The sequence below is a fragment of the Methylophaga nitratireducenticrescens genome (genome assembly GCF_000260985.4).
In the GTDB taxonomy this organism is placed as follows: domain Bacteria; phylum Pseudomonadota; class Gammaproteobacteria; order Nitrosococcales; family Methylophagaceae; genus Methylophaga; species Methylophaga nitratireducenticrescens.
In genome coordinates this window covers 2,365,001-2,387,832 of record NC_017857.3, presented here as the reverse complement: position 1 = coordinate 2,387,832, position 22,832 = coordinate 2,365,001, and the positions used below count along the sequence as shown (strand labels likewise).

Genomic DNA, 22,832 nt, shown 5'->3' with positions numbered 1-22,832 from the left:
AATTAGCTTTGTCCCTGATCCAGCATCTCTTCAGCATGTGAACGAGTTTTCTGGGTCAGGTTCATTCCCCCCAACATTCGAGCAATTTCTTCAACTCTTTGTGCGCGATCAAGTTCGCTGATTTCTGTATGTGTTTTATCTTTACCCAGAATTTTTGTGACCTGTAGTTGCTGATGGGCTTGTGCAGCAACTTGAGGTAAATGTGTAATACAAATCACCTGCTGGGTAGTTGCCAGTAGTTTGAGATGTTGGCCAACAATTTCAGCAACACCGCCACCTATTCCCACATCAACTTCATCAAATATTAACGTAGGAACGCTACGTTTTCCTGCCGTGACTACCTGAATGGCCAGGCTTATTCGCGCCAATTCACCTCCCGATGCAATTTTGCCTAATTCTCCTGCCGGCTGGCCGGGATTGGTACTGACCTGTAGTTGAATATGCTCCGCACCATGTTCACTGAATTTGCCATCTTCAAGGGGGCTGATAACAAATTCTATGCGGCCAGCTGGAATGGCCAGTTGTTGTATGGACTGGGTGATGGTCTCTGCCAGAGGTTTGGCATGTTTTACTCTGTTTGCCCGAATCTGTGCCGATAAATCCAGGCATAACTTTTCTTGGGTTTTGATTTGCTGAGACAGGTCTGTCTGATTTTGCTGGGATATGGACAGGCTGTCCAATTCATTACACAAAGCCTGATAATGGGCAGGTAATGCCTCAATTTCAACATGATGTTTACGCGCTAGATCATGTAACACGGCTAACTGATCTTCAACAGCTTCCAGCCTCGCCGGATCCAGATCCGTACTGTCCAAATAATGACGTAGCGAAGTGGCCGTTTCATCAAGATTGATTGCCGCACTATTCAATGTCTCAATGATCTCGGTAAAGCGTGGTTCGTATTGTTGTAGCTTTTCCAGCTCGGTCAGCGCTGAACCAATCAGATCATAAGCCGCACCATGCTCTTGCTCAAATAAGTTATGTAGTGTCGATTCGCTGATATGGAGAAGTTGAGCGGCATGTGCAAGCTGTTGCTGTTCCTGCAGCAGTAGGTTGATACTGTCGTCTGTAAGCTCCAATGGTTCCAGCTCACTGACCTGGTAGTTCAATAACTCTTGACGTGCCAGTTGCTGTTCAGATTGTTGACGGATTGCAGCCAGTTGTTGCTGGTTCTTTTGCCACTCGGCATAGGCTTGTTTTAACGATTTAAGGAGTGCTTTATTGTTAGCGACAATATCCAGAAGCTCGCGCTGAGTCTCAGTGCGTAACAAGGATTGGTGTTCATGCTGACCATGAATATCAACACTTAATTCACTGATGTTGCGCAGTTGGGTTAATGGAACCTGTCGTGCGTTGATATATGCTTTGGAGCGACCGTCACGGCTGATTGTGCGGCGCAGGTGACATTGATCTTCGTCATCAAGTTCTTGTTCTTTGAGCCACTGTTGAAGTGGTATGTTGTTGCTGATATCAAAACTGGCCTCAATTTCAGCACGTTCACTTCCATGGCGTACCATATTTGAGTCGGCACGATCACCCAGTACGAGGCCTAACGCATCAACCAGAATGGACTTTCCGGCACCCGTTTCACCCGTTAGTGACGTCATGCCGGATTTAAAGGTTAAGGATAAATCTTCTACTACCGCCAGCTGGCGAACGGTTAACGCTATCAACATGTCAGTTTTCGGCCCCATTCCAGTTTGGCACGCAAAATTGAATAATGATCGTGATCTTCAAGGTGCAGTAAGTCACTTCGATTTGGATGACGGAGAATACGAATACTGTCGCCAGGTTCCAATAAATGACCTGGTCGGCCATCGCAGGTGACCATAGCTGTCGTAATATTTTTTTCACTCAAGGTAATATCAATAACACTACTGGCTGCTATCACTAAAGGACGGTTACTAAGGGTATGTGGACATACTGAAGCTAAAACTAATACATCCAAGTCCACATCCAGTATAGGACCTCCCGCTGACATTGCGTAAGCGGTTGATCCTGTTGGGGTTGCAATGACCAATCCATCAGCACGTTGGCTGTTTAAAAAACGTCCGTTAATATGCGTTTCAAACTCAATCATATGCAAGCTTTGATAAGAATGTATCACCACATCATTCATCGCGATACTGATAGGCTCCTCAGCACTATTCAAATGGGCTTCTATCAGAAAACGACGATCATGACGATATTGGCCGTCCAGAATCCTTGCTAACTGAGCTTGCAGATTATTCAATATCACATCAGCTAAAAATCCCAGTCGACCCACATTGACTCCGACGATTGGTAATTCAGTACCCGCTAGTGCCCGTGAAGCCGAGAGCATTGTTCCATCACCACCAATAGCAATGGTCAAATCACATTTTAAAGGGAAATCCGCGATTGAAATCACTTCTAAACCAGGGAGAAAACTCATGGGCTCGTTACTGAATATCTGTAAATTTCTGGAGTTTAAGAATTCACTGACTTGAATCAGGGCTGTTTCCAATACAGGATCATCTTTGCGGATAAACAAGCCGATACGTTTAAATGTGTTTTTCTTCATCGAATTTGCAATTGAGTTTTATCAAAAATGGTCTGTTGATGGTAATGGTTTTGTCATCAAATCCAAAGCAAAATTGACCGCCCAATAAAAACTCACTGAACGTTACTATCACAAACACCTATAGATGCTAGAATATGTTGATTTAATCCAATCTAATGAGGAAACACATGGCGACTGAACGTACTCTGTCAATTATCAAACCGGACGCGGTAGCAAAGAATGTTATTGGTGAGATTTACTCACGTTTCGAGAAAGCTGGTTTATCTATCGTAGCTGCGCGTATGGTGCATCTTTCACAGCAACAAGCCGAAGGCTTTTATGCGGAACATAAAGCACGTCCGTTTTTTGGCGATTTGGTGAGCTTTATGACTTCTGGTCCAGTAATGATTCAGGTTCTGGAAGGTGAAAATGCTGTAGTTACTCACCGCGATCTGATGGGCGCAACCAATCCTGCGGATGCTGCACCTGGTACCATTCGTGCTGACTTTGCGCAAAGTATTGATGAAAACGCTGTACATGGTTCAGATTCAGCTGAAAGTGCAGCACGTGAAATCGCGTATTTCTTTACTGAAGACCAATTGTGCGCACGCACACGCTAATTGTTAATTGATGACTGTCGCATTGACCAATTTACTTGGCCTGGATCTAAAGGGTCTGGAAGGGTTTTTCATCGAAATCGGTGAGAAACCCTTTCGTGCGCGTCAGCTTTTACAATGGATTCACCAATATCGTGTCACTGATTTTGACCAGATGAGTAATCTGAGCAAATCATTGCGCGAAAAATTGACCCAGATTGCCGAGATACGGGTACCGGAATTGTTACACGAGCACATATCCACTGATGGAACCCGTAAATGGATCATCAAAATGGATGGTGATAATTCTATTGAAACAGTATTTATTCCAGAAAATGGTCGTGGGACTTTATGTGTGTCGTCTCAGGTGGGATGTGCATTAACCTGTACTTTTTGCTCAACCGGTCAACAAGGCTTTAATCGCAACCTCAGTGCAGCAGAAATTATTGCTCAATTGTGGATTGCCAATGAAGCATTAGGCAAAGATCCAAAAGGTAATCGAATGGTGACCAATGTGGTGATGATGGGCATGGGAGAACCGCTGACTAATTACAATAATGTGATTTCAGCGATGAACCTTATGCGTGATGATCTGGCCTATGGTATTTCCTGGCGACGGTTAACGTTGAGCACTTCAGGTGTCGTGCCCATGATTGATCGTTTGAAAGAAGATTGTCATGTCAGTCTGGCCATATCATTACATGCTGCTAACGATAAATTACGCAGCGAGATTATTCCGTTAAACGATAAATACCCGATTGCCGAATTATTAGCGGCTTGCAAACGCTACGTGACGGGTGAGCAATTGCGTCGACACATCACAGTTGAATACGTGATGCTCGCAGGAATAAATGATTCGGAACAGGATGCACGGGATTTGATCCGGATTTTGAAAGGACTTCCGAACAAGATCAATCTCATCCCATTTAATCCCTTCCCGGGCACGGATTATCAGTGCTCTTCAAGGAATGTAATTATTCGTTTTAAAGAACAATTAATAGCGGCTGGTTTGGTGGCGACTGTACGAAAAACCCGTGGCGATGATATTGTTGCCGCCTGTGGGCAATTGGCAGGTGAAGTCCAGGATAAAACTCGTCGCACTAAAAGGTTCGCCGAACAGGAGGTTGTGTTCGTCCAATGAAATCATATTTAAAAATAGGTTTTCTGGCGGCATCAATTTTTGTGCTTAGCGCATGCGGGACTACTGGCCCCCGCGAGCATATAGCACCGGATCCCAAGGCTGCCGAACTGAATATGCAGCTGGGATTGAGTTATCTGCAGCGTGGTGATTATGAAATTGCTATGGAAAAGCTCAATAAAGCGTTAAAACAGAATCCAAATTTACCAAGTGCCCATAATACAATTGCTCTGCTTTATCAGCGCTTAGGGGAAAAAGAAAAAGCAGAGAATCATTTTAAAGAAGCGGTGAGCAGGGCTCCGGAATATTCAGAAGCACAAAATAACTACGGCGTGTTTCTGTGTCAGCAAGGCAAATATGAGGATGCTGAACAGCGCTTTTTAATAGCGGTGGAGAACCCGCTTTATCAAAGTGCTGCCATGGCTTATGAAAATGCAGCGTTATGTACCAGACAAATTCCGGATCTAGATCGAGCAGAAGCGTATTTCAGACGAGCGTTACAGATTAATCCTAATCTGAGCAAATCCTTGATGGGCATGGCAGATTTGAGCTATGAGCAAGGAGATTACATGCAGGCACGGGCTTATGTTCAGCGGTTTAGTAGCGTTTCTCCATGGACTCCGCAGGCTTTGTTAACCGCAATTAAAACGGAATCCAAACTGGGAAATCAAGATGCTGTATCCAGTTATAAGTTAATTATGCGTGCTCGATTTCCGGATTCTGATGAAATGCGTATAGTCAATGAAGGTATATAACATTTATGACTGAGAGTCATACAGAAGAACCGAGTGTCGTTTCATCATCTATGGATGTAGGTCAACGTCTGCGAGAGGCGCGGGAAGAAAAAAAAATCTCCATCATTGATGCCGCAGCACAATTGAGAGTGACCAGAGACACAATCGCTCATCTTGAGAAACAGAATTGGGATAAATTGCACGGACGAACTTATGCCCGTGGTTACTTTTTGAGTTATGTAAAGTTTTTAGGGTTACCCCAAGATGAAATGTTGGCGGACTTTAATATTGAATTCACAGATACTGATAAACGAAGTCCATCAGTAGCCCCCATTCAGCAACTGAAACCGGTGAAATCCGGGTTTCCGTGGTTGGCACTACTTTTACTGATTCTTGTTGCAGGGATGACCTGGTTTGTGTTCCAGCAATGGCAACTCACTCAGATTGAGCCGGTTGAAGAGTTGTCAGATCAGCCATTGATTGAACCATTGGACACACCGGAAACGGATAGTGAATTCAATCCTCTGCCACTTTCTGAGAGAAATAATGAGCCCACCAGCAATTCCGAGGAACTGGCCGTGCTATCAAATGAAAACGACGAAGCCATTTCAGCGATTGATCCTGTTGCCGATGAAGCCTCTTCTGTTAATACCACAGAGTCTTTGACAATGGAAGAAGTTGAGCCGGTTTCAGAAGCCAGTTCCGGAGAGAAGAGCTTACTCATTGATATCAATGCTGATTGTTGGGTTGAGGTTCAAGATGCGAGTCAACAGGTTTTGATTAGCCGTGTGGTCAAAGGTGGTAATACAGTTGAACTTACAGGAATGGCCCCTTTTCAGATTTCGTTGGGTCAGGCGAATGCCGCTTCTGTCAGATTTGATGGCGATATTATCGATGTTTCTGAATACACTCGCGGTAATGTGGCTCGATTTACCTTGGGAGAAGATTCGTAATGCAAACTGCTTCACCGATAAAACGTCGAAAATCCCGTCAAATTATGGTTGGTAATGTCCCAGTAGGCGGTGATGCGCCGATTGCCGTTCAAAGCATGACCAATACCGAAACAACAGATATTGCTGCTACCGTCGATCAGATCCAGAGGTTGCAGAAAGTGGGGGCTGATCTGGTTCGGGTCTCCATACCATCAATGGATGCGGCAGAGGCTTTTGGTGCGATTCGTAAGTTGGTGGATATCCCTTTAATTGCCGATATTCATTTCGATTATAAAATTGCGCTGCGTGTGGCTGAGCTGGGTGTTGATTGTCTGCGTATCAATCCGGGCAATATTGGTCGCGAAGATCGGGTGCGGGCTGTTGTCGATAAGGCTCGGGATTTTGGTATTCCAATCCGCATTGGTGTCAATGCCGGTTCGTTGGAAAAAGAATTACAAAAAAAATATGGTGAGCCCACTCCTGAAGCTTTAGTTGAGTCGGCCTTACGTCATATTGATATTCTGGATCGGCTTAATTTCCCGGATTTTAAAGTTAGTCTGAAAGCATCAGATGTGTTCATGACAGTGCATGCCTATCGTCAGCTGGCTGACCAGATTGAGCAGCCTTTGCATCTGGGTATCACGGAAGCAGGAAGTCTGCGCAGTGGAGCAGTCAAATCAGCGATAGGTTTGGGTATGCTGCTTGCGGAAGGCATTGGCGATACCATTCGGGTTTCATTGGCGGCTGATCCCGTCGAAGAAATTCGCGTCGGTTTTGATATTTTGAAAAGTCTGCGCATTCGCAGTAAAGGGATAAACCTTATTGCCTGTCCATCCTGTTCCAGACAGGAATTTGATGTGATTTCGACAGTCAACGCACTGGAAGCCAGACTGGAAGATATTATTGAACCGATGGATGTGGCTGTTATCGGTTGTGTGGTCAATGGCCCGGGTGAAGCAAAAGAAGCGGCAATTGGTTTAACTGGCGGCTCACCCAACCTGTTGTATCGTGACGGAAAACCGCATCATAAATTAGATAACGAATCATTGGTTGATCAACTGGAAAAAGAAATTCGTCAACGGATTTCTTTGCGTAGTGAACAACCCGAAAAAATAATTCCGATAAAGGACATAAGCTAAAGGTGGCAGAGATTATCCGTTCTGTCCGGGGGATGAATGACATTCTTCCGGAAATGACGCCGTATTGGCAAGTAGTGGAAACCAGCCTGAAACAGGTTCTTGATGGCTACGGTTATCAGGAAATACGGTTACCCATTCTGGAAAAAACCGAATTATTCAAGCGTTCTATCGGCGAAGTCACCGACATCGTTGAAAAAGAAATGTATACCTTTGAGGATCGTAATGGTGACAGCCTCACTTTGCGTCCAGAGGGCACCGCTGGATGTGTCAGGGCGGCCATGGAACATAGTTTATTCAATCAACAACAACGCCTCTGGTATATGGGGCCCATGTTTCGTCATGAACGTCCTCAGAAAGGCCGCTATCGTCAATTCCATCAATTAGGTGTCGAAGCCTATGGCTTCAGTGGACCCGATATCGATGCAGAGATGATTCTGTTAACGGCCAGGTTATGGAAAAAGCTGGGATTAAAAGATATTTCTCTGCAGGTAAACTCACTGGGCAGTACAGAAGCTCGTGTTAAATACCGTCAAAAGCTGGTTGAATACTATCAAGCTAATCAAGAGCAACTTGATGAGGACAGCCAACGGCGTTTGTCGAGCAATCCTTTACGCATTCTGGACAGTAAAAATCCTGAGATGCAGGCGCTTAACCAGGCTGCACCTAAGTTGATAGATTATCTTGATGCAGAGTCAGCAGAGCACTTTGAGCAATTATGCGCTACCTTAACGGAAGCTGGAATTGCTTTTGAAGTTAACCCGCGTCTGGTCCGCGGACTGGATTATTACGGCAAAACAGTTTTCGAATGGGTAACCGATCAACTGGGTGCCCAGGGAACAGTATGTGCAGGCGGGCGATATGACGGACTGATAGAGCAACTTGGCGGCAAGGCTTCCACTGCGATAGGTTTTGCCATCGGGCTCGAACGTCTGATTTCACTACTGGAAGCGGGTGGAGTACTGCCTGAAATAGCCGGACCTGACGTGTATCTGGTCGCAGTAGGGGATGTCGCCGCCGCACAATCATTATTATTAGCCGAGAGTCTGAGAGACCAACTTCCTCAACTTCGCTTGATTAGCCACTGTGGTGGTGGTAGTTTTAAAAGCCAATTCAAGCGAGCTGATCGCAGCGGAGCGCGCTGGACCTTAATTTTGGGGGAAGAGGAAATGGCGCAGCAAACCATTGGTGTGAAAACCATGGCAACAGGCGAGCAACAAACGTTAGCCTGGTCTGAACTAGCGAATTTTCTTTCTGCTTCGGCATTCAACTAACAGTTAACAAAAATAAGTAGAAATATGACGCCACTAAATATCGCCGAATGGCAATCACTGGATAGACACTATTCCGATATCAAATACCTGTCGATGCGTGAACAATTCGCACTGGATTCAGGACGTTTTGAACGTTTCTCAATTCGCTCAGGGGATTTACTGCTCGACTATTCAAAGAACCGCATTACTCAGGAAACCATCGATAAGCTGATTGCGCTGGCAGATGCGGTGAATATTCAGGAATGGATAGAACGAATGTTTTCGGGTGATCAAATTAATCACACCGAAGGTCGTGCTGTTTTGCATACCGCATTGCGCAATCGATCCAATACGCCGGTTATGGTGGATGGTCAGGATGTTATGCCACAGGTCAATGCTGTTCTCGACAAAATGGCCGCTTTCTGCGAGCAGGTGCATTCTGGTAAATGGTTAGGATTCAGCAATAAAAAAATTACTGATATTGTTAATATCGGTATTGGTGGCTCCGATCTTGGCCCAGCAATGATTTGCGATGCTTTAGAGCCTTACGGTATTGATGGCATTCAGGCACATTTTGTTTCCAATGTTGATGGCACTGATCTCAGCACAACACTGGAAAAACTGAATCCTGAAACCACACTTTTTGTTGTGGCCTCAAAAACCTTCACGACTCAGGAAACCATAACTAACGCTCAATCAGCACGGAACTGGTTTTTGAAAGCAGGGACTCAGGCCGATGTAGCAAAACATTTTGTTGCCGTATCGACCAATGCTAAAGAAGTTGCCAAGTTCGGTATTGATACTGCCAATATGTTCGAGATCTGGGACTGGGTGGGTGGACGGTACTCTTTATGGAGTGCTATCGGGCTACCGATTGCATTGTATGTTGGTATGGATAATTTCCTTCGTTTGCTGGATGGTGGACATGAAATGGATAAGCATTTCCGTACCAAGCCATTGGCAGAAAATATTCCGCTGATTATGGGAATGCTGGGGATCTGGTATATCAATTTCTTTAATGCCCAGACTCATGCAATCGTTCCCTATGATCACTCACTGGCGCGTTTTCCAAGTCACATGCAGCAGCTGGATATGGAAAGCAACGGTAAGTTTATTAACCGTCAGGGCGCTCGTATCAGTTATAAAACGGGACCGGTTATCTGGGGTACACCTGGTACTAATGGTCAACATGCTTATTTTCAACTGATTCATCAGGGTACACAGTTAATTCCAGTGGATTTTGTGTTACCGGTAAACAGTCATTATCCTGAATGTGATCACCAATCCATTCTTTTGGCCAATGGTTTGGCACAATCAGAAGCATTGATGAAAGGTAAAACGGCTGAAGAGGTCAGAGAAGAGTTGGTCAAGGAAGGCTATGAAGGCAAAGCCCTGGATGCATTATTGCCACACAAAGTTTTCCCGGGTAATCGTCCGAGTAACGTATTGTTATTTCCTAAATTGACGCCGGAAATGTTGGGGCAGCTTGTGGCCCTCTATGAGCACAAAGTATTTGTCCAGGGGGTTATCTGGAACATCAATTCATTTGACCAATGGGGCGTTGAGCTTGGTAAACAGCTTGCAAAGGCTATTTTGCCGGATTTGCAGAGTAATGCCGAAATCTCAGTGCATGATAGTTCTACTACCGAACTTATCAGACTGATCCGTACCTTGCGCCAATAGATAAATCAAAGCGGCTCGTAACTTATTACGAGCCGCTTTCATCATCAAAAGTTAATGCTTTTTACGAATAATCAGTCCAGCCAAAGGTGGTAAGTTCAATACAATTGAGTAGGGTCTGTCGGACCAGCTTGTTGATTCGCTCTGAATTACCTGACTAACAGAATAATTACTGCCACTGTAGTACTCCGAGTCAGAATTGATGGCAACCTCATATTCACCTGCTTCAGGCACACCAATTCGGTAATTATCCCTCACTACAGGCGTGAAATTAAACACGGCCACAGCGATGGAGTCCTGTCCCTGACGCAGGTAGCTAAGTACTGACTGTTCCCGATCATTGCAATCAATCCATTCAAATCCATGCGCGTCAAAGTCATGATAATGAAGCGCAGGGCTTTCACGGTAGACTTTATTTAAATCTGTGACCAGCTGTAACAGGCCCTGATGTTTTGGGTAATCCAGTAAATACCATTCCAGTGCTTTTTCACTATTCCACTCATTGCCCTGACCAAACTCTGATCCCATAAATAATAATTTTTTGCCGGGATAGCTGTACATAAAGGTATAAAGTAACCGCAGATTAGCAAATTGCTGCCACTCATCTCCGGGCATTTTGTAGCGCATCGAACCTTTACCATGCACAACTTCATCATGGGAAAAAGGCAATACAAAGTTTTCGGTAAATGCGTACAGCAAGCCAAAGGTAAGCTGATCATGATGATAACGACGATGAATGGGATCTTGTTTCATATACTCAAGGATGTCGTGCATCCAACCCATATTCCACTTCATCGAGAAACCCAGTCCGCCCATATCGGCTGGTCGTGAAACCATTGGATAGGAGGTGGATTCTTCGGCGGCGATAATACAACCAGGATGAGACTGATGCAGTATGGTATTAACTTCCTTGAGAAAGCTGATGACCTCAAGATTCTCACGACCACCATGAATATTAGGTAACCATTGACCTTCCTGACGCGAATAATCGAGATAAAGCATCGACGCGACAGCATCGACGCGTAATCCATCTATGTGGCATTCTTCCAGCCAGAAAAATGCACTGGATAACAGGAAGTTACGAACCTCGTTGCGGCCGTAATTAAAGATTAATGTACCCCAGTCCTGATGTTCTCCACGACGGGGATCTTCATGTTCATAGAGCGCGGTACCATCAAATTTGGCCAGGCCGAAGTTGTCTTTAGGGAAATGTCCTGGCACCCAATCCAGTAAAACGCCAATATTATTTTGATGGCACTGGTCGACAAAATATCGAAAATCATCCGGTGAGCCGAACCTGCTGGTCGCAGCATAATAACCTGTGGTTTGATAACCCCAGGAAATATCCAGAGGGTGTTCGGTGATAGGTAACAGTTCAATATGGGTGAATCCCATTTTGCTGACATATGGCACCAGCTTGTCAGCAAGTTCACGATAACTGCAAAAGCTGCCATCATTGCGTTTTTGCCAGGAACCGAGGTGAACTTCATAAACGCTATGGGGCGCATGGAGCCATTTTGTATGTTCCCTGTTGGACATCCATTCTTTGTCATGCCATTGGTAATTGCTGTCAAAAATCACTGACGCTGTACCAGGCCGAAGTTCTGCCTGCTGGCAATAAGGATCCATTTTCAGATGCAGACTGCCATCATGATGGTTACGTATTTCATATTTGTAGAGCTCACCGATTTCCAGACCCGGAATAAATAACTCCCATACGCCAGTACTGTCCCTGGAACGCATGGGGTGGCTGCGGCCATCCCAACGATTGAAAGTGCCAACAACACTGACACGTTGGGCATTGGGTGCCCAGGTGGCAAACATCACACCCTCTACACCGTTTACAGTGCGCTTGTGAGATCCCAGAATTCGATAGGCATGCCAGTGTTTACCCTTGGCAAAAAGATACAGATCGTAGTCTGAAAGTTGCGGAGGGAAGCAGTACGGATCGTAATGACTCTGAATTTGATTTTGTGAAGTGGTACGATGAATCTGGTATGGCGTTTCTAAGTCATCAGAACGACCTGTCCACTCAAAAATATCTGTGCCTTCAACCCGCTTCATAGGTAGATTGTTTCCTACCGTGGCGGATTCGGTATGAGGTAAGAAAGCCCTGACATACACTCCGCTTTTGGTCGGATGACGACCCAAAACTGCAAAAGGATCATGATGTCTGGCTTCTATGATTTTAAGTTGGTCATCTGTCAAATTTTGTTCAAAAACCATAGATATACTGTCCCATAAATTTTTCTATTGCTGTCCACCTTAACGATGTGGCACGCTTAAAGCCATTACAACATATTTCATTGCATAGCTGGCTGGAGATTTGAATATGCCCAAAAATAATAGCACGCGTTTTGTCAGTCGACTGACCAGAGATACTCTGGCACTGATCCTGGCTGGCGGACGTGGTTCACGCTTAAAACAACTGACGAGTTGGCGTGCAAAACCCGCAGTACCCTTTGGTGGAAAATTCAGGATTATAGATTTTCCCTTATCTAACTGCGTCAATTCCGGGATCCGCAGGGTAGGTGTGTTAACGCAATACAAGGCACATTCACTGATTAGACATATACAACAAGGCTGGGGCTTTATGCGCGGCGCCCTGGGGGAATTTGTGGAGTTATTACCCGCCTCTCAGCGTACCGAACAGGGATGGTATACCGGCACAGCCGATGCGGTGTATCAGAACATCGATATTCTTCGAAATCATGGTCCTGAGTATGTACTAATTCTAGCAGGTGATCATATTTATAAAATGGATTACGGGGATATGTTGGCTGAACATGTTGCGCAAAATGCTGACATGACCATTGGCTGTATTGAAGTACCACTGGATCAAGCCAGGGCTTTTGGGGTTATGTCTGTTGATTTGAATCATCGAATCATTGCATTTGACGAAAAACCTGCAAACCCAACGCCCCTTCCGGGTCATGATGATGTAGCTTTGGCCTCAATGGGAATTTATATTTTTAATGCAGGCTTTCTTTATGAGCAGTTGATCAAGGATGCTGATAATCCAAAATCTAGCCATGACTTTGGTCACGACATTATTCCATCGTTAATTGAACAATATAAAGTTGTCGCTTTTCCATATAAAGATGTACAGGGCAACGACCCTGGATATTGGCGTGATGTGGGGACCATCGATGCGTTTTGGTCGGCGAACCTTGAGTTGATTGGTGTAACACCTGAGCTTAACCTTTATGACGAAGATTGGCCAATCTGGACTCATCAAGCTCAACTGCCACCTGCCAAGTTTGTGTTTGATGATGACGACCGTCGTGGCATGGCTGTGGACTCAATGGTTTCGGGCGGATGCATTATTTCCGGTTCCACTGTTCGACATTCAGTATTGTTTTCTAATGTCGAGGTTCATAGTTTCAGTCTTATAGAAGACAGTGTGGTGCTTCCGGATGTTAGTGTTGGCAGGCATTGTCGCTTGAAAAACGTAGTAATTGATAAAGGTTGCATCGTACCGGAGGGAACAGTTATAGGCGAAGATCCTGAATTGGATGCACAACGTTTTGAAGTTTCCCCCAACGGTGTTGTATTAGTAACGCCTGAAATGCTGGGACAAAATTACCGTTATGTCAGATAAATTAAAAGTTGTGCTGTGCTGGCATATGCACCAGCCTCAATATAGTGAACCAATGGGAGGAAGCTATCAGCTCCCGTGGACCTATCTGCATGCAATAAAAGATTATGTCGATATGGCCTGGCATCTCGAACAGATCCCTGAGGCTCGTGCGGTGGTTAATTTCGCACCTACCTTGCTGGAACAGATTGATGATTATGATCAGCAGCTGAAAGGCCGGTTTAAAGGGACGGGGTGTCTGAAAGATCCTTTGTTAATTGCGCTGGATTCACCGGTACAACCGGTTCATATTGAAGAACGCCAGACAATACTAAGTGCTTGTCTGCGCGCCAATGATGAGAAACTTATAGCGCCGTTTCCCATATTTGCAAAACTAGCTGAAATGGCACGCTGGGTATTGGAAGAGAAACAGCGTCTGGCCTACCTTAATGATCAATTCCTGGTGGATATGCTGGTTTGGTACCATCTGGTATGGATGGGCGAGTCGGTGAGACGCAACGATATTCGTATTCAGGCCTTAATGAAAAAAGGTCAGCAATTTAGTTTTCATGACCGCCGGCAATTGATGATCGTGATTGGTGAGTTGCTGAGCGATGTTATTCCACGCTATCGAAGACTCGCGGAAGCTAAAAAAGTAGAGTTATCGGTAACGCCTTACGCCCATCCGATAGTGCCATTATTACTGGATATCAATAGCACACTGGAAGCAATGCCAGATGCTCTGTTGCCACAAATTCGGCAGTACCCTGGTGGTGATGCCCGTACCGAATGGCATATGGAAAAAGGCCTTGAGGTATTTGAGTCATTCTTCGGTTTCCGTCCCAAAGGTTGTTGGCCATCTGAAGGTGCGGTTTCAAAACAGACCATTGAATCAGTAGCGAAACACGGTTTTAATTGGACAGCCAGTGGTGAAAATGTTTTACGAAACAGTCTGCAAAAAAGTGCTTTGCCAGATAGTAGCATTCACAAACCTTACCAGCTCGAAGCTGTAGGTCCTGCATGCTTTTTCCGAGATGATGGTTTATCCGATTTAATTGGTTTTACTTACACAAAATGGAGTGCAGAAGATGCTGTTAACGACTTTATTTATCATCTGACCAATATCAAAGCTACTACAGAGGATGATCCTGATAGAGTTGTTTCAGTCATTCTGGATGGAGAAAATGCCTGGGAACATTATTCCTATAATGGGTTTTACTTTTTGCAAAACCTTTATAAACAGCTTTCCAGACATCCGGATATAGAATTGACAACTTTCTCTGATTGTCTGGAGAACGGCGTTAAACCCGCGTTATTACCTGAAATGGTAGCCGGTAGCTGGGTTTACGGTACTTTCTCCACCTGGATTGGTGATGTTGATAAAAATCGTGCATGGGATCTGTTGAGTCAGGCAAAACAGGTGTATGACGAAAAAATTTCTGCTACAGCGATTGACGACGATCTGCTACAGGCAATCGATAAACAGCTGGCTATTTGCGAGGGATCGGACTGGTTCTGGTGGTTTGGCGATTACAACGCAGCTGATAGTGTCAGTGATTTTGAACGGCTGTTCCGTTTGCATTTATCAAATCTTTATCAAATGTTGGGAGAAGAAGTGCCTCAAATATTGTCAGAGGTTGTGTCATTAGGAGGAGGGGATGCTGAGCAGGGCGGTACGATGCGTCGTGGCGGCTAATTGATGAAACAAGCACATATTTTTGATAACCGTCGAACGGGTGTACTGCTGCATATCACCAGTTTACCCAATAGAAACTTAGGGGCTGATGCCTACCGTTTTGTTGATTTCTTGCACCAGTCAGGGGTAACAGTCTGGCAAATGCTGCCATTAGGACCTACACATGATGATGGTTCGCCCTATCAATGTTTATCGGCTCACGCTGGCAATAACAAACTATTATGTGAAGCTTATATTAAAGCTCAACCTTGGGTACACACCGAAGAGCTGGCGGGTAAAAAAATCTACACAATCGTGGCAAATGCTTACAAGCAATTCTACGAAAACGCTAATGAAGCTGACTGGGCAGCGTTTGATAGCTTTTGTCAGCGACAGGCATTCTGGCTGGAAGATTATGTTTTGTATCGTGAGATACGCAATCTGAATCATGCGCTGCCTTGGTTTGACTGGCCAGTTGAATTTCGTGACCGAGATCCGGCTGCGTTGAAAGACCTGGCTGAGCAGCGTGCCGAATCCCTGAATATTCGTCGCTTTGAACAATTTCTTTTTTTTCAGCAATGGAATAACTTAAAAACCTATGCCAATCAAAATCACGTCAAATTGTTCGGTGATATGCCAATATTTGTTGCTCATGACAGTGCAGATGTTTGGGCAGCACCTGAGCTATTTACTCTGGATGAAACAGGACACGCTACAAAAGTAACCGGTGTTCCGCCAGACTATTTCTCCACAACAGGACAACGATGGGGGAATCCGCTTTATGAATGGCAGGCGCACATTGATGAAAATTTTGATTGGTGGGTAAAACGTTTGTCGACCCAACTGGAGCTGTTTGATTTAATCCGTATAGATCATTTCAGGGGTTTTGAGTCATGCTGGGAAATTCCAGCCAGTTGCGAAACAGCAATGGAAGGCGAGTGGGGTAAAGCCCCAGGTGAAGCTTTATTTAATAGACTGGTCGCAAAATTTGGGGAGCTTCCGCTTGTTGCAGAAGATCTGGGCATCATCACTGAGGAGGTAACTGCTCTGCGTGAAAAGTTTGCTATGCCTGGCATGAAGATTTTGCAATTTGCATTTGGAGGCGATGCTGATAATCCGTATCTGCCTCATCAGCATTGCAGAGAGAGTATTACCTATACCGGTACTCATGATAACAATACCAGTCTTGGCTGGTATCATGAACTTGATGATGCAGCCCGACAGCATTTGCATCAATATATTGGAACCAGCGATGAAGCAATGCCCTGGTTACTTATTCGAGTAGCATTAAAATCAGTCTCACAGCTTGCTGTTATTCCTATGCAGGATTTACTTGAGTTAGAATCAGAGCATCGGATGAACATTCCTGGAACTACGGAGGGTAACTGGAAATGGCAATTTGACTGGAATATGCTTCCAGAATATTGCTCTGATAAGTTAAGACAATTAAATCAGCTATACGGACGTATCATTCATGAATAATACAGATGATTATTTTTTTAGTGAGTCCCATATTTGGCTGGAAGAACAGGGAGATGGGATTTTTACGCTTGGTATTACAGAGCATGCTCAGGATAGCCTGGGAGATATTGTTTTTATCGAGTTGCCTGCCGAAGGACAGCAGTTTGCAGCGGGTGAAGGATGTGCAGTGATCGAATCGGTAAAATCAGCATCCGATGTAATTATGCCGATTCATGGAGAAATTATTGCCATTAATCAGCAGTTAGTCGAAATGCCTGAACTGATTAATCAGGAGCCTTTTAACAATGGATGGATTGTGCGTTTTCGCTCTGAAGCTCCGTATGAAGAAATAGCGGCAGAATTGATGAGTGCAGCGGACTACGAGGCTTTTCTGGACCAATAGACGGCACCTAATATACTAGGTTGCCGAGCACCTGTTAAATGACGCAAATCAAGTTCATTATGTTGCAAAGTCTGTTCAGCAAACCATGCAAAGGCGGCCGACTCAACCCATTGAGGGTCTAAACCGATTTCAGCAGTAGTAGAAACCATAATCGGGGATAAATCCTTCCTTAGTTGCTCAACTAAAGCAGTGTTTTTTGCCCCACCACCACAGATATAAAGTTTGTCTGTTTGAGCAGCGTATTGATGAATAGCATCTGCAATTGTCGACGAGGTTAATGCCAAGAGTGTGGCTTGAATATCCTGTGGTGGTAGATCTTCGCAATTAGCAGTGATTATCTGCTTCATTAACCAGTTTTGGTTAAATAATTCACAACCCGTGCTTTTAGGGATCTCCCGTTTGAAATAGGGATCAGACTTTAAAGTTAATAACAGGGATTGATTAACCTGCCCACCTTCAGCCCATATCCCATCATTATCAAAAGCCTGATGTTGATGCTTTTGTATCCAGGAATCCATTAAGGTGTTACCGGGCCCGGTATCAAATCCTTGAAGTGAACTATGTGGAGCTTTCGTTAAGATGGTGATATTACTAATGCCACCAATATTGACGATGACCCTGTTTTCACTATCAGAACGAAAAATAGCTGCGTGGAATGCTGGAACTAATGGTGCTCCCTGACCTCCATTTACCATATCACGCTGGCGGAAATCACATACTGTGGTTATACCGGTTTTTTCAGCAATAACATTACCATTGCCGATTTGCATGCTAAAGGGATAAATTGAGTCAGGAGAGTGGAAAACTGTCTGACCATGACAACCAATACCATCAACTTGATGAGGTGATACATCTGAAGATTCCAGTAGATTAAGAATCGCTTCTGCATAGGCATGGCCAAGCTGGATGTCGAGCTCCCCTAATTGGGATAGCTGACATTGTTGAGAACAGATCAATGTTCTTAAAGCAGTTTGCAGATCTTTTGAAAAATCCGCACTATGAAAACCAATTAATTTCGGTTGGTCGGTCGGTGATGTCTCGATTAATGCAGCATCAATTGCATCAAGACTCGTGCCTGACATTACACCGACATAAAGTCCCATCTCTGATATAGCTAGTCTTGACGTAATGCCAATGTTGGAACTTGCAGATTATCCAAACTGGCAAGTAATGTTTGTGACTGCGTTTTGAACTCTGTCAGATATTGACCAGGGATTGGTTCAGCTTTTGGTAAAGTGACGGTTAATGGATTTTTATGTACGCCGTCGACTCGGAATTCGTAATGCAAATGTGGCCCGGTTGCCAGTCCACTGCTACCAATATATCCAATGACTTCACCTTGTCTTACCCGTTGGCCAGCGCGAATACCACTCTTGTATTTAGACATATGGGCAAATAGCGTGGTGTATCGTCCACCATGTGACAGGATAACTGTACGACCATAACCGCCCTTATTACCAACGAATGCTACTTTGCCATCGCCAGTCGCCAGAATAGGTGTTCCAGTTGCAGCAGCGTAGTCAACACCACGGTGGGGACGGTTAGTTTTTAATACAGGGTGTTTACGATTTGGATTAAAGCCTGAGCTTATACGTGAAATGGGAACAGGGGTACGAGTAAAAGCTTTACGCATGCTGTCGCCGTCTGGGGTGTAAAAACGACTTTCACCATTGTTGTCAGTGAACCGAATAGCTCGGAAGGTTTTGCCGCGATTGGTAAATTCTGCTGCCAGAATTTCACCATCAGCAATCTTCTCTCCATCCAGGAAATTTTCATTATAAATAACTTTGAAACTGTCACCTTGACGTAAATCCAATGCAAAATCGATATCCCAACCGAAAATATGCGCCATTTGCATAATTAACTTGTCTGACATGCCGGCTTTCTGGGCATCTAAAAAGAGTGAACTTTGAATTTCACCTGCAACCAATTGACGATGCTTATCAAGTTCCCGTTCAATGAGATCTGTTTCAAAGCCTTTTTCAGTTGACGTTAAGATCAATGTTTTCATGGGAGTTAATTGTAATTGCAGCTGTTTCAGTACCAGCTTCTGCTCATTATCCGTCACTGTTCCAAAACGAAGTACCTGACCGGGTTTGAGATTGAGAAGAGCTTTTGCATCTTCACCAGCTGTCTGCGCAACAAGATATACATCACGTGCCGTTAAACCTACACGGGGGAAAATCAAGGACAGGTTATCGCCTGATTTTACTTTAACTTCTTGCCAACTCAATTCATCTGAAGTGGTTACATTGTCAGCTGGAGACGCTGATAAAGCATCGTTTAGAATAGTGATGTCTGATTCATTTTCACTGGCTGCTTTCGGTTGATTCAGATGTAACCGTTCAATTTCAGCAGATTCATTCAAAGCAGCATTCGTGGTAACAGGTTGTTCTTCTTGAATGGTAACAATATCAGCTGAGGGTGTAGGTTCCGGTGAGGGCTGAGAGGGTAAGTTAATAGCTGTTTCTGATGCTGAGATCGTGGCTTCAGCATTTTCAGGTATGTTCGGGAGTTGTACTGGCAGGGTTTGACTTGTCGTGGCGCTGGGTTCGCTTGTAGCAAGTACAATCCCGGTGATGAAAATACCGGTTAATGCGAGTAACGACAAGATAGTGATATGTCGGTTTTTATGGGGAGACAGCGATTCAGATTTAAATAACTTTGATTGCTGTGATGAGCTCAGAAGTCTGTTACGTTTCTTCATGGGCATTCCCTGTTTATAGTAAATTCGTGCAATTCTCTCAGCATTTACACAGAATTGAAACCCCTTCAGGGCAAGATCTTGTGTTATATTGCCCGCCAATTTTTAAAGTGCGGAGAACGATGATGACAACTGTACAAGAAACCTTGGCAGAAATCCGTCGTGGAGCAGAAGAAATTCTGGTCGAAAAAGAACTGATAGAAAAGCTGGAAAGCGGCAAGCCACTGCGTATTAAAGCTGGTTTTGACCCTACTGCACCAGACTTGCATCTTGGGCATACGGTACTCCTCAACAAGTTACGTCTGTTTCAGGAATTGGGACACGAGATTCTATTTTTGATTGGCGATTTTACCGGGATGATCGGCGATCCAACCGGTAAAAATGTGACGCGACAGCCATTAACGCCTGAACAGGTCAAATGCAATGCGGAAACATACCAACAACAAGTATTCAAAATTCTGGATCCAGCTCGCACTCAGGTTGTTTTTAATTCGCATTGGATGAACGAGTTGTCTTCTGCGGATATGATTCGGTTAGCTTCTCACCATACCGTTGCCCGTATGCTGGAGCGTGATGACTTTCACAAACGTTACACAACCGGCCAATCTATTGCTATTCATGAGTTTTTGTATCCTTTAATTCAAGGATATGACTCCGTTGTGCTTGATGCTGATGTAGAGCTGGGTGGAACGGATCAGAAATTTAACTTGTTGATGGGACGAGAATTACAAAAGGCTTATGGGAAATCACCCCAGTGTGTTCTGACGATGCCACTTCTGGTTGGGCTGGATGGTGTGCAGAAAATGTCAAAATCGCTGGGTAACTATATTGGTATCGATGAAAGTCCGAAGGATATCTTTGGCAAGCTCATGTCAATTTCCGATGAACTGATGTGGCGTTATATTGAGCTGCTCAGTTTTAAGTCATTAGATGAAATTGCTGATTGGAAGCAATCAACAGCAGAGGGCCGGAATCCGGTTGAGATTAAAAAGTTATTTGCTGAGGAAATTGTTTCTCGCTTTCATGGCGAAGATGCTGGGCCACAAGCTCGCCAGGATTTTGAAAATCAATTCAAAAAGGGCGAAATCCCCGACGACATCACTGAAGTAACGTTGACTGTTGGAGCAGAAGGTATGCCAATAGCCAATGTCCTTAAAGAAGCCGGGCTGACAAGTAGCACCTCAGATGCAATGCGCATGATCCAGCAGGGTGCTGTCAAAATCGACGGCGAAAAAGTAGAGGATAAATCCTTAATAATTGGGGCTGGCGTCGAAGGTGTGTTTCAGGTAGGAAAGCGCAAGTTTGCCCGTATCAGCACCAACTAATTCTATGTTCTAAAGAGCTTTAATCTGCGTCACAGTGTTAGATAACTTGGCGACCACACCGCTTACAATTTTTTTGCGCATGATTCATCCTCAAGCGTAGTTCGAAATATAATGACTGCAGCTTTACCAAAGCCATAACTGGTTATTAATAGACTCGAATACAGATAGATATTAAAAGCTGTGAACCAGATACCCACTGGGATATAAGTTTCTGATAGCGGATCCAGTACAGGAAACATTGCATACAATAAAAAAAGACTGGAATTGGTAAATGCTCCTGTTACCATCGCCCAGCGAACATGCCATGGCAATCCAATCCTTGCAGCATAAAATCCCAGAATCAAAGCACTCATCAGTAAAAAGTCGATGTGTGCCTGCAGCACTCGCATAGGTTTACCCGGAAATAAAGTCTCCAGAAAGCCAATCTGGTTATAGATACCAACGAGTGACCAAGCCAGTAATAAAGCCATCAATATCCATAAGCATGCTCCTCTTATCAGCACCACATTACCGGTGTGGTTATCATTCTGTTTCATACTCTCTCCTGTTATTATTCTGAAATACAACAACAGTATGCCGAGCTTAAAATGAGTATTCTTTACTCTAACGGCAGAAATCCTTGTACATTTGGGTGATGAGTTATGACAAACGCACTGATTGCTCCTCCAGACCAGAGAGCTGATGGTCCTGATTCGCTTGTTCGTCTCGGTGGGCAGCGATTCTGTACTGAGCAACAACCCAGCGGTCAGCGGGTAGAGTGGCTGAAAGAAGTCATTGGTCGGGAATATGCTAACGTCGATATTACGCCGCCTCAGGATATGGTGTTGTTCAATGATATGTTGATTTATCCCTGGCAAGAAGGTGTAAGGCTGTCACCCATTCAATCCAATGCAATTACGTTGGAGCGGTTACCTCAAGAACCTTCCCATTCAATTCAGGACTATTATTTCATGGTCCTGCTTACATCCGGGAAGTACAAGTTAGAGCAGGGCGGGAGAGAAGTTTTTCTAAAACCAGGTGAAATGACGATTTATGACGCGACAGAGCCGCACAGAATTACCATTCCAGAAGCTTTTTCCAAGATATTGATTTCTATCCCCCGCAAGATTCTGGATCCACGGCTAAATAATATTGGAAGAATTACAGCTACCCGGATTCCTTCGGCTGAGGGCATTGGATCAGTCACCAGTAGTTTTATTCAATCTACCGTTATACAACTGGAACAATTTTCCAGACCACAGTTTCAATCATTATCGCAGCCAGTGGTCGATATGTTGACCTTGTCACTAGGGCAGATTATTCAAAATAAGCTGACAACAACCAGCCACCGTCAGATTATGTTGATACGTCTCAAACAATATATAAAGAGTGCAATGAGCGACCCAGAACTCACTGCAACAAAAATTGCCGATGCGACAGGCTTATCGAAACGTTATCTCAACAACTTATTCAATGAAGAAAATACCTCGCTAATGCGCTCCCTGACGGAAGAGAGATTGGAGTTGTGTCGGCATTGACTGGCAAGCGCTTTTTATGCTCACCTTTCGATTACCCAGATTGCTATGCAATATGGTTTTAACAATATGTCCCATTTCAGCCGGATTTTTAAAAAATATTACGGGTGTTCGCCTAGAGCATATCGTCAACTATTTACCAATTTCTAGATTTACCAGCACCAAAGTAAGTAAAAATTACCT

At 44.4% G+C, this 22,832-nt stretch carries 20 protein-coding genes; 14 read left to right on the top strand and 6 right to left on the bottom strand.

Translation table 11 applies throughout. From position 1 onward, the window contains the following. Positions 1-2: 2 nt before the first annotated feature. Complete coding sequence (recN, locus tag Q7A_RS11315; RefSeq protein ID WP_014707722.1) at positions 3-1,676, bottom strand: DNA repair protein RecN; 1,674 nt, start codon at positions 1,674-1,676, stop codon at positions 3-5. Further along, the gene (locus Q7A_RS11310) at positions 1,670-2,542 is read right to left on the bottom strand and encodes an NAD(+) kinase (protein ID WP_014707721.1); all 873 of its coding nucleotides are present in this window, start codon (positions 2,540-2,542) and stop codon (positions 1,670-1,672) included. The genes recN and Q7A_RS11310 overlap by 7 nt, the downstream gene beginning before the upstream one ends. Positions 2,543-2,709: 167 nt before the next feature. On the opposite strand from Q7A_RS11310, the gene ndk reads away from it, so the two are divergent. Genes ndk through pgi form a run of 7 tightly spaced genes read left to right on the top strand, consistent with a single transcriptional unit; the run spans position 2,710 to position 9,993 of the window. Next, entirely contained in the window at positions 2,710-3,141 is a 432-nt protein-coding gene (ndk, locus tag Q7A_RS11305; protein ID WP_014707719.1) for a nucleoside-diphosphate kinase, read from the top strand. 10 nt (positions 3,142-3,151) lie between these two features. Further along, positions 3,152-4,258, top strand: a complete 1,107-nt coding sequence (locus Q7A_RS11300) for a bifunctional tRNA (adenosine(37)-C2)-methyltransferase TrmG/ribosomal RNA large subunit methyltransferase RlmN (RefSeq protein ID WP_014707718.1) — start codon at positions 3,152-3,154, stop codon at positions 4,256-4,258. Continuing rightward, complete coding sequence (gene pilW / locus Q7A_RS11295) at positions 4,255-5,010, top strand: type IV pilus biogenesis/stability protein PilW (protein ID WP_014707717.1); 756 nt, start codon at positions 4,255-4,257, stop codon at positions 5,008-5,010. Before Q7A_RS11300 ends, pilW begins: the two co-directional genes overlap by 4 nt. 5 nt (positions 5,011-5,015) lie before the next feature. Then, positions 5,016-5,942: a RodZ domain-containing protein gene (locus tag Q7A_RS11290; RefSeq protein WP_089418537.1), complete on the top strand. Its 927-nt coding sequence runs from the start codon at positions 5,016-5,018 to the stop codon at positions 5,940-5,942. Next, positions 5,942-7,060: a flavodoxin-dependent (E)-4-hydroxy-3-methylbut-2-enyl-diphosphate synthase gene (gene ispG, locus Q7A_RS11285; protein WP_089418536.1), complete on the top strand. Its 1,119-nt coding sequence runs from the start codon at positions 5,942-5,944 to the stop codon at positions 7,058-7,060. The genes Q7A_RS11290 and ispG overlap by 1 nt, the downstream gene beginning before the upstream one ends. A gap of 2 nt (positions 7,061-7,062) precedes the next feature. Next, positions 7,063-8,331, top strand: a complete 1,269-nt coding sequence (gene hisS, locus Q7A_RS11280; protein ID WP_014707712.1) for a histidine--tRNA ligase — start codon at positions 7,063-7,065, stop codon at positions 8,329-8,331. 24 nt (positions 8,332-8,355) lie between these two features. After that, positions 8,356-9,993 (top strand): glucose-6-phosphate isomerase, encoded by a 1,638-nt coding sequence (gene pgi, locus Q7A_RS11275; protein ID WP_014707711.1) that lies wholly within the window; start codon positions 8,356-8,358, stop codon positions 9,991-9,993. A 51-nt stretch (positions 9,994-10,044) separates the two neighbouring features. Here the strand turns inward: pgi and glgB are convergent, their stop codons facing one another. Beyond that, entirely contained in the window at positions 10,045-12,216 is a 2,172-nt protein-coding gene (gene glgB, locus Q7A_RS11270; protein ID WP_041354639.1) for a 1,4-alpha-glucan branching protein GlgB, read from the bottom strand. A gap of 106 nt (positions 12,217-12,322) precedes the next feature. On the opposite strand from glgB, the gene glgC reads away from it, so the two are divergent. Genes glgC through gcvH form a run of 4 tightly spaced genes read left to right on the top strand, consistent with a single transcriptional unit; the run spans position 12,323 to position 17,106 of the window. Next, complete coding sequence (glgC, locus tag Q7A_RS11265) at positions 12,323-13,591, top strand: glucose-1-phosphate adenylyltransferase (protein WP_014707709.1); 1,269 nt, start codon at positions 12,323-12,325, stop codon at positions 13,589-13,591. Next, complete coding sequence (locus Q7A_RS11260) at positions 13,581-15,263, top strand: glycoside hydrolase family 57 protein (protein WP_014707708.1); 1,683 nt, start codon at positions 13,581-13,583, stop codon at positions 15,261-15,263. The genes glgC and Q7A_RS11260 overlap by 11 nt, the downstream gene beginning before the upstream one ends. Positions 15,264-15,266: 3 nt before the next feature. Then, positions 15,267-16,724 (top strand): 4-alpha-glucanotransferase, encoded by a 1,458-nt coding sequence (malQ, locus tag Q7A_RS11255; RefSeq protein ID WP_014707707.1) that lies wholly within the window; start codon positions 15,267-15,269, stop codon positions 16,722-16,724. Next, positions 16,717-17,106 carry a glycine cleavage system protein GcvH gene (gene gcvH, locus Q7A_RS11250; RefSeq protein ID WP_014707706.1) on the top strand — a complete coding sequence of 130 codons (390 nt, stop codon included), beginning with the start codon at positions 16,717-16,719 and terminating at the stop codon, positions 17,104-17,106. Before malQ ends, gcvH begins: the two co-directional genes overlap by 8 nt. On the opposite strand, the gene Q7A_RS11245 is transcribed toward gcvH, so the two are convergent. Together Q7A_RS11245 and Q7A_RS11240 are read right to left on the bottom strand one after the other, a co-directional pair. Further along, entirely contained in the window at positions 17,082-18,188 is a 1,107-nt protein-coding gene (locus Q7A_RS11245) for an anhydro-N-acetylmuramic acid kinase (protein ID WP_238595910.1), read from the bottom strand. The two genes, gcvH and Q7A_RS11245, sit on opposite strands and share 25 nt — an antisense overlap. A 32-nt stretch (positions 18,189-18,220) precedes the next feature. Further along, positions 18,221-19,813, bottom strand: coding sequence for a M23 family metallopeptidase (locus Q7A_RS11240; protein ID WP_014707704.1), 1,593 nt, complete (start codon positions 19,811-19,813; stop codon positions 18,221-18,223). Positions 19,814-19,935: 122 nt separating this feature from the next. Between Q7A_RS11240 and tyrS the strand changes: the two genes are divergently transcribed. Further along, complete coding sequence (tyrS, locus tag Q7A_RS11235; RefSeq protein ID WP_014707703.1) at positions 19,936-21,135, top strand: tyrosine--tRNA ligase; 1,200 nt, start codon at positions 19,936-19,938, stop codon at positions 21,133-21,135. A gap of 62 nt (positions 21,136-21,197) precedes the next feature. Here tyrS and Q7A_RS11230 read toward each other — a convergent pair whose 3' ends face one another. Beyond that, positions 21,198-21,671 (bottom strand): hypothetical protein, encoded by a 474-nt coding sequence (locus tag Q7A_RS11230; protein ID WP_014707702.1) that lies wholly within the window; start codon positions 21,669-21,671, stop codon positions 21,198-21,200. A gap of 105 nt (positions 21,672-21,776) precedes the next feature. On the opposite strand from Q7A_RS11230, the gene Q7A_RS11225 reads away from it, so the two are divergent. Further along, a complete protein-coding gene (locus Q7A_RS11225) occupies positions 21,777-22,652 on the top strand; it encodes an AraC-like ligand-binding domain-containing protein (protein WP_014707701.1) in 876 nt (291 codons plus the stop codon). Beyond that, on the top strand, positions 22,653-22,799 hold the full coding sequence (locus Q7A_RS15565) for an AraC family transcriptional regulator (RefSeq protein WP_331231970.1): 147 nt from the start codon (positions 22,653-22,655) through the stop codon (positions 22,797-22,799). It begins immediately after the preceding gene. Positions 22,800-22,832 lie beyond the last annotated feature (33 nt).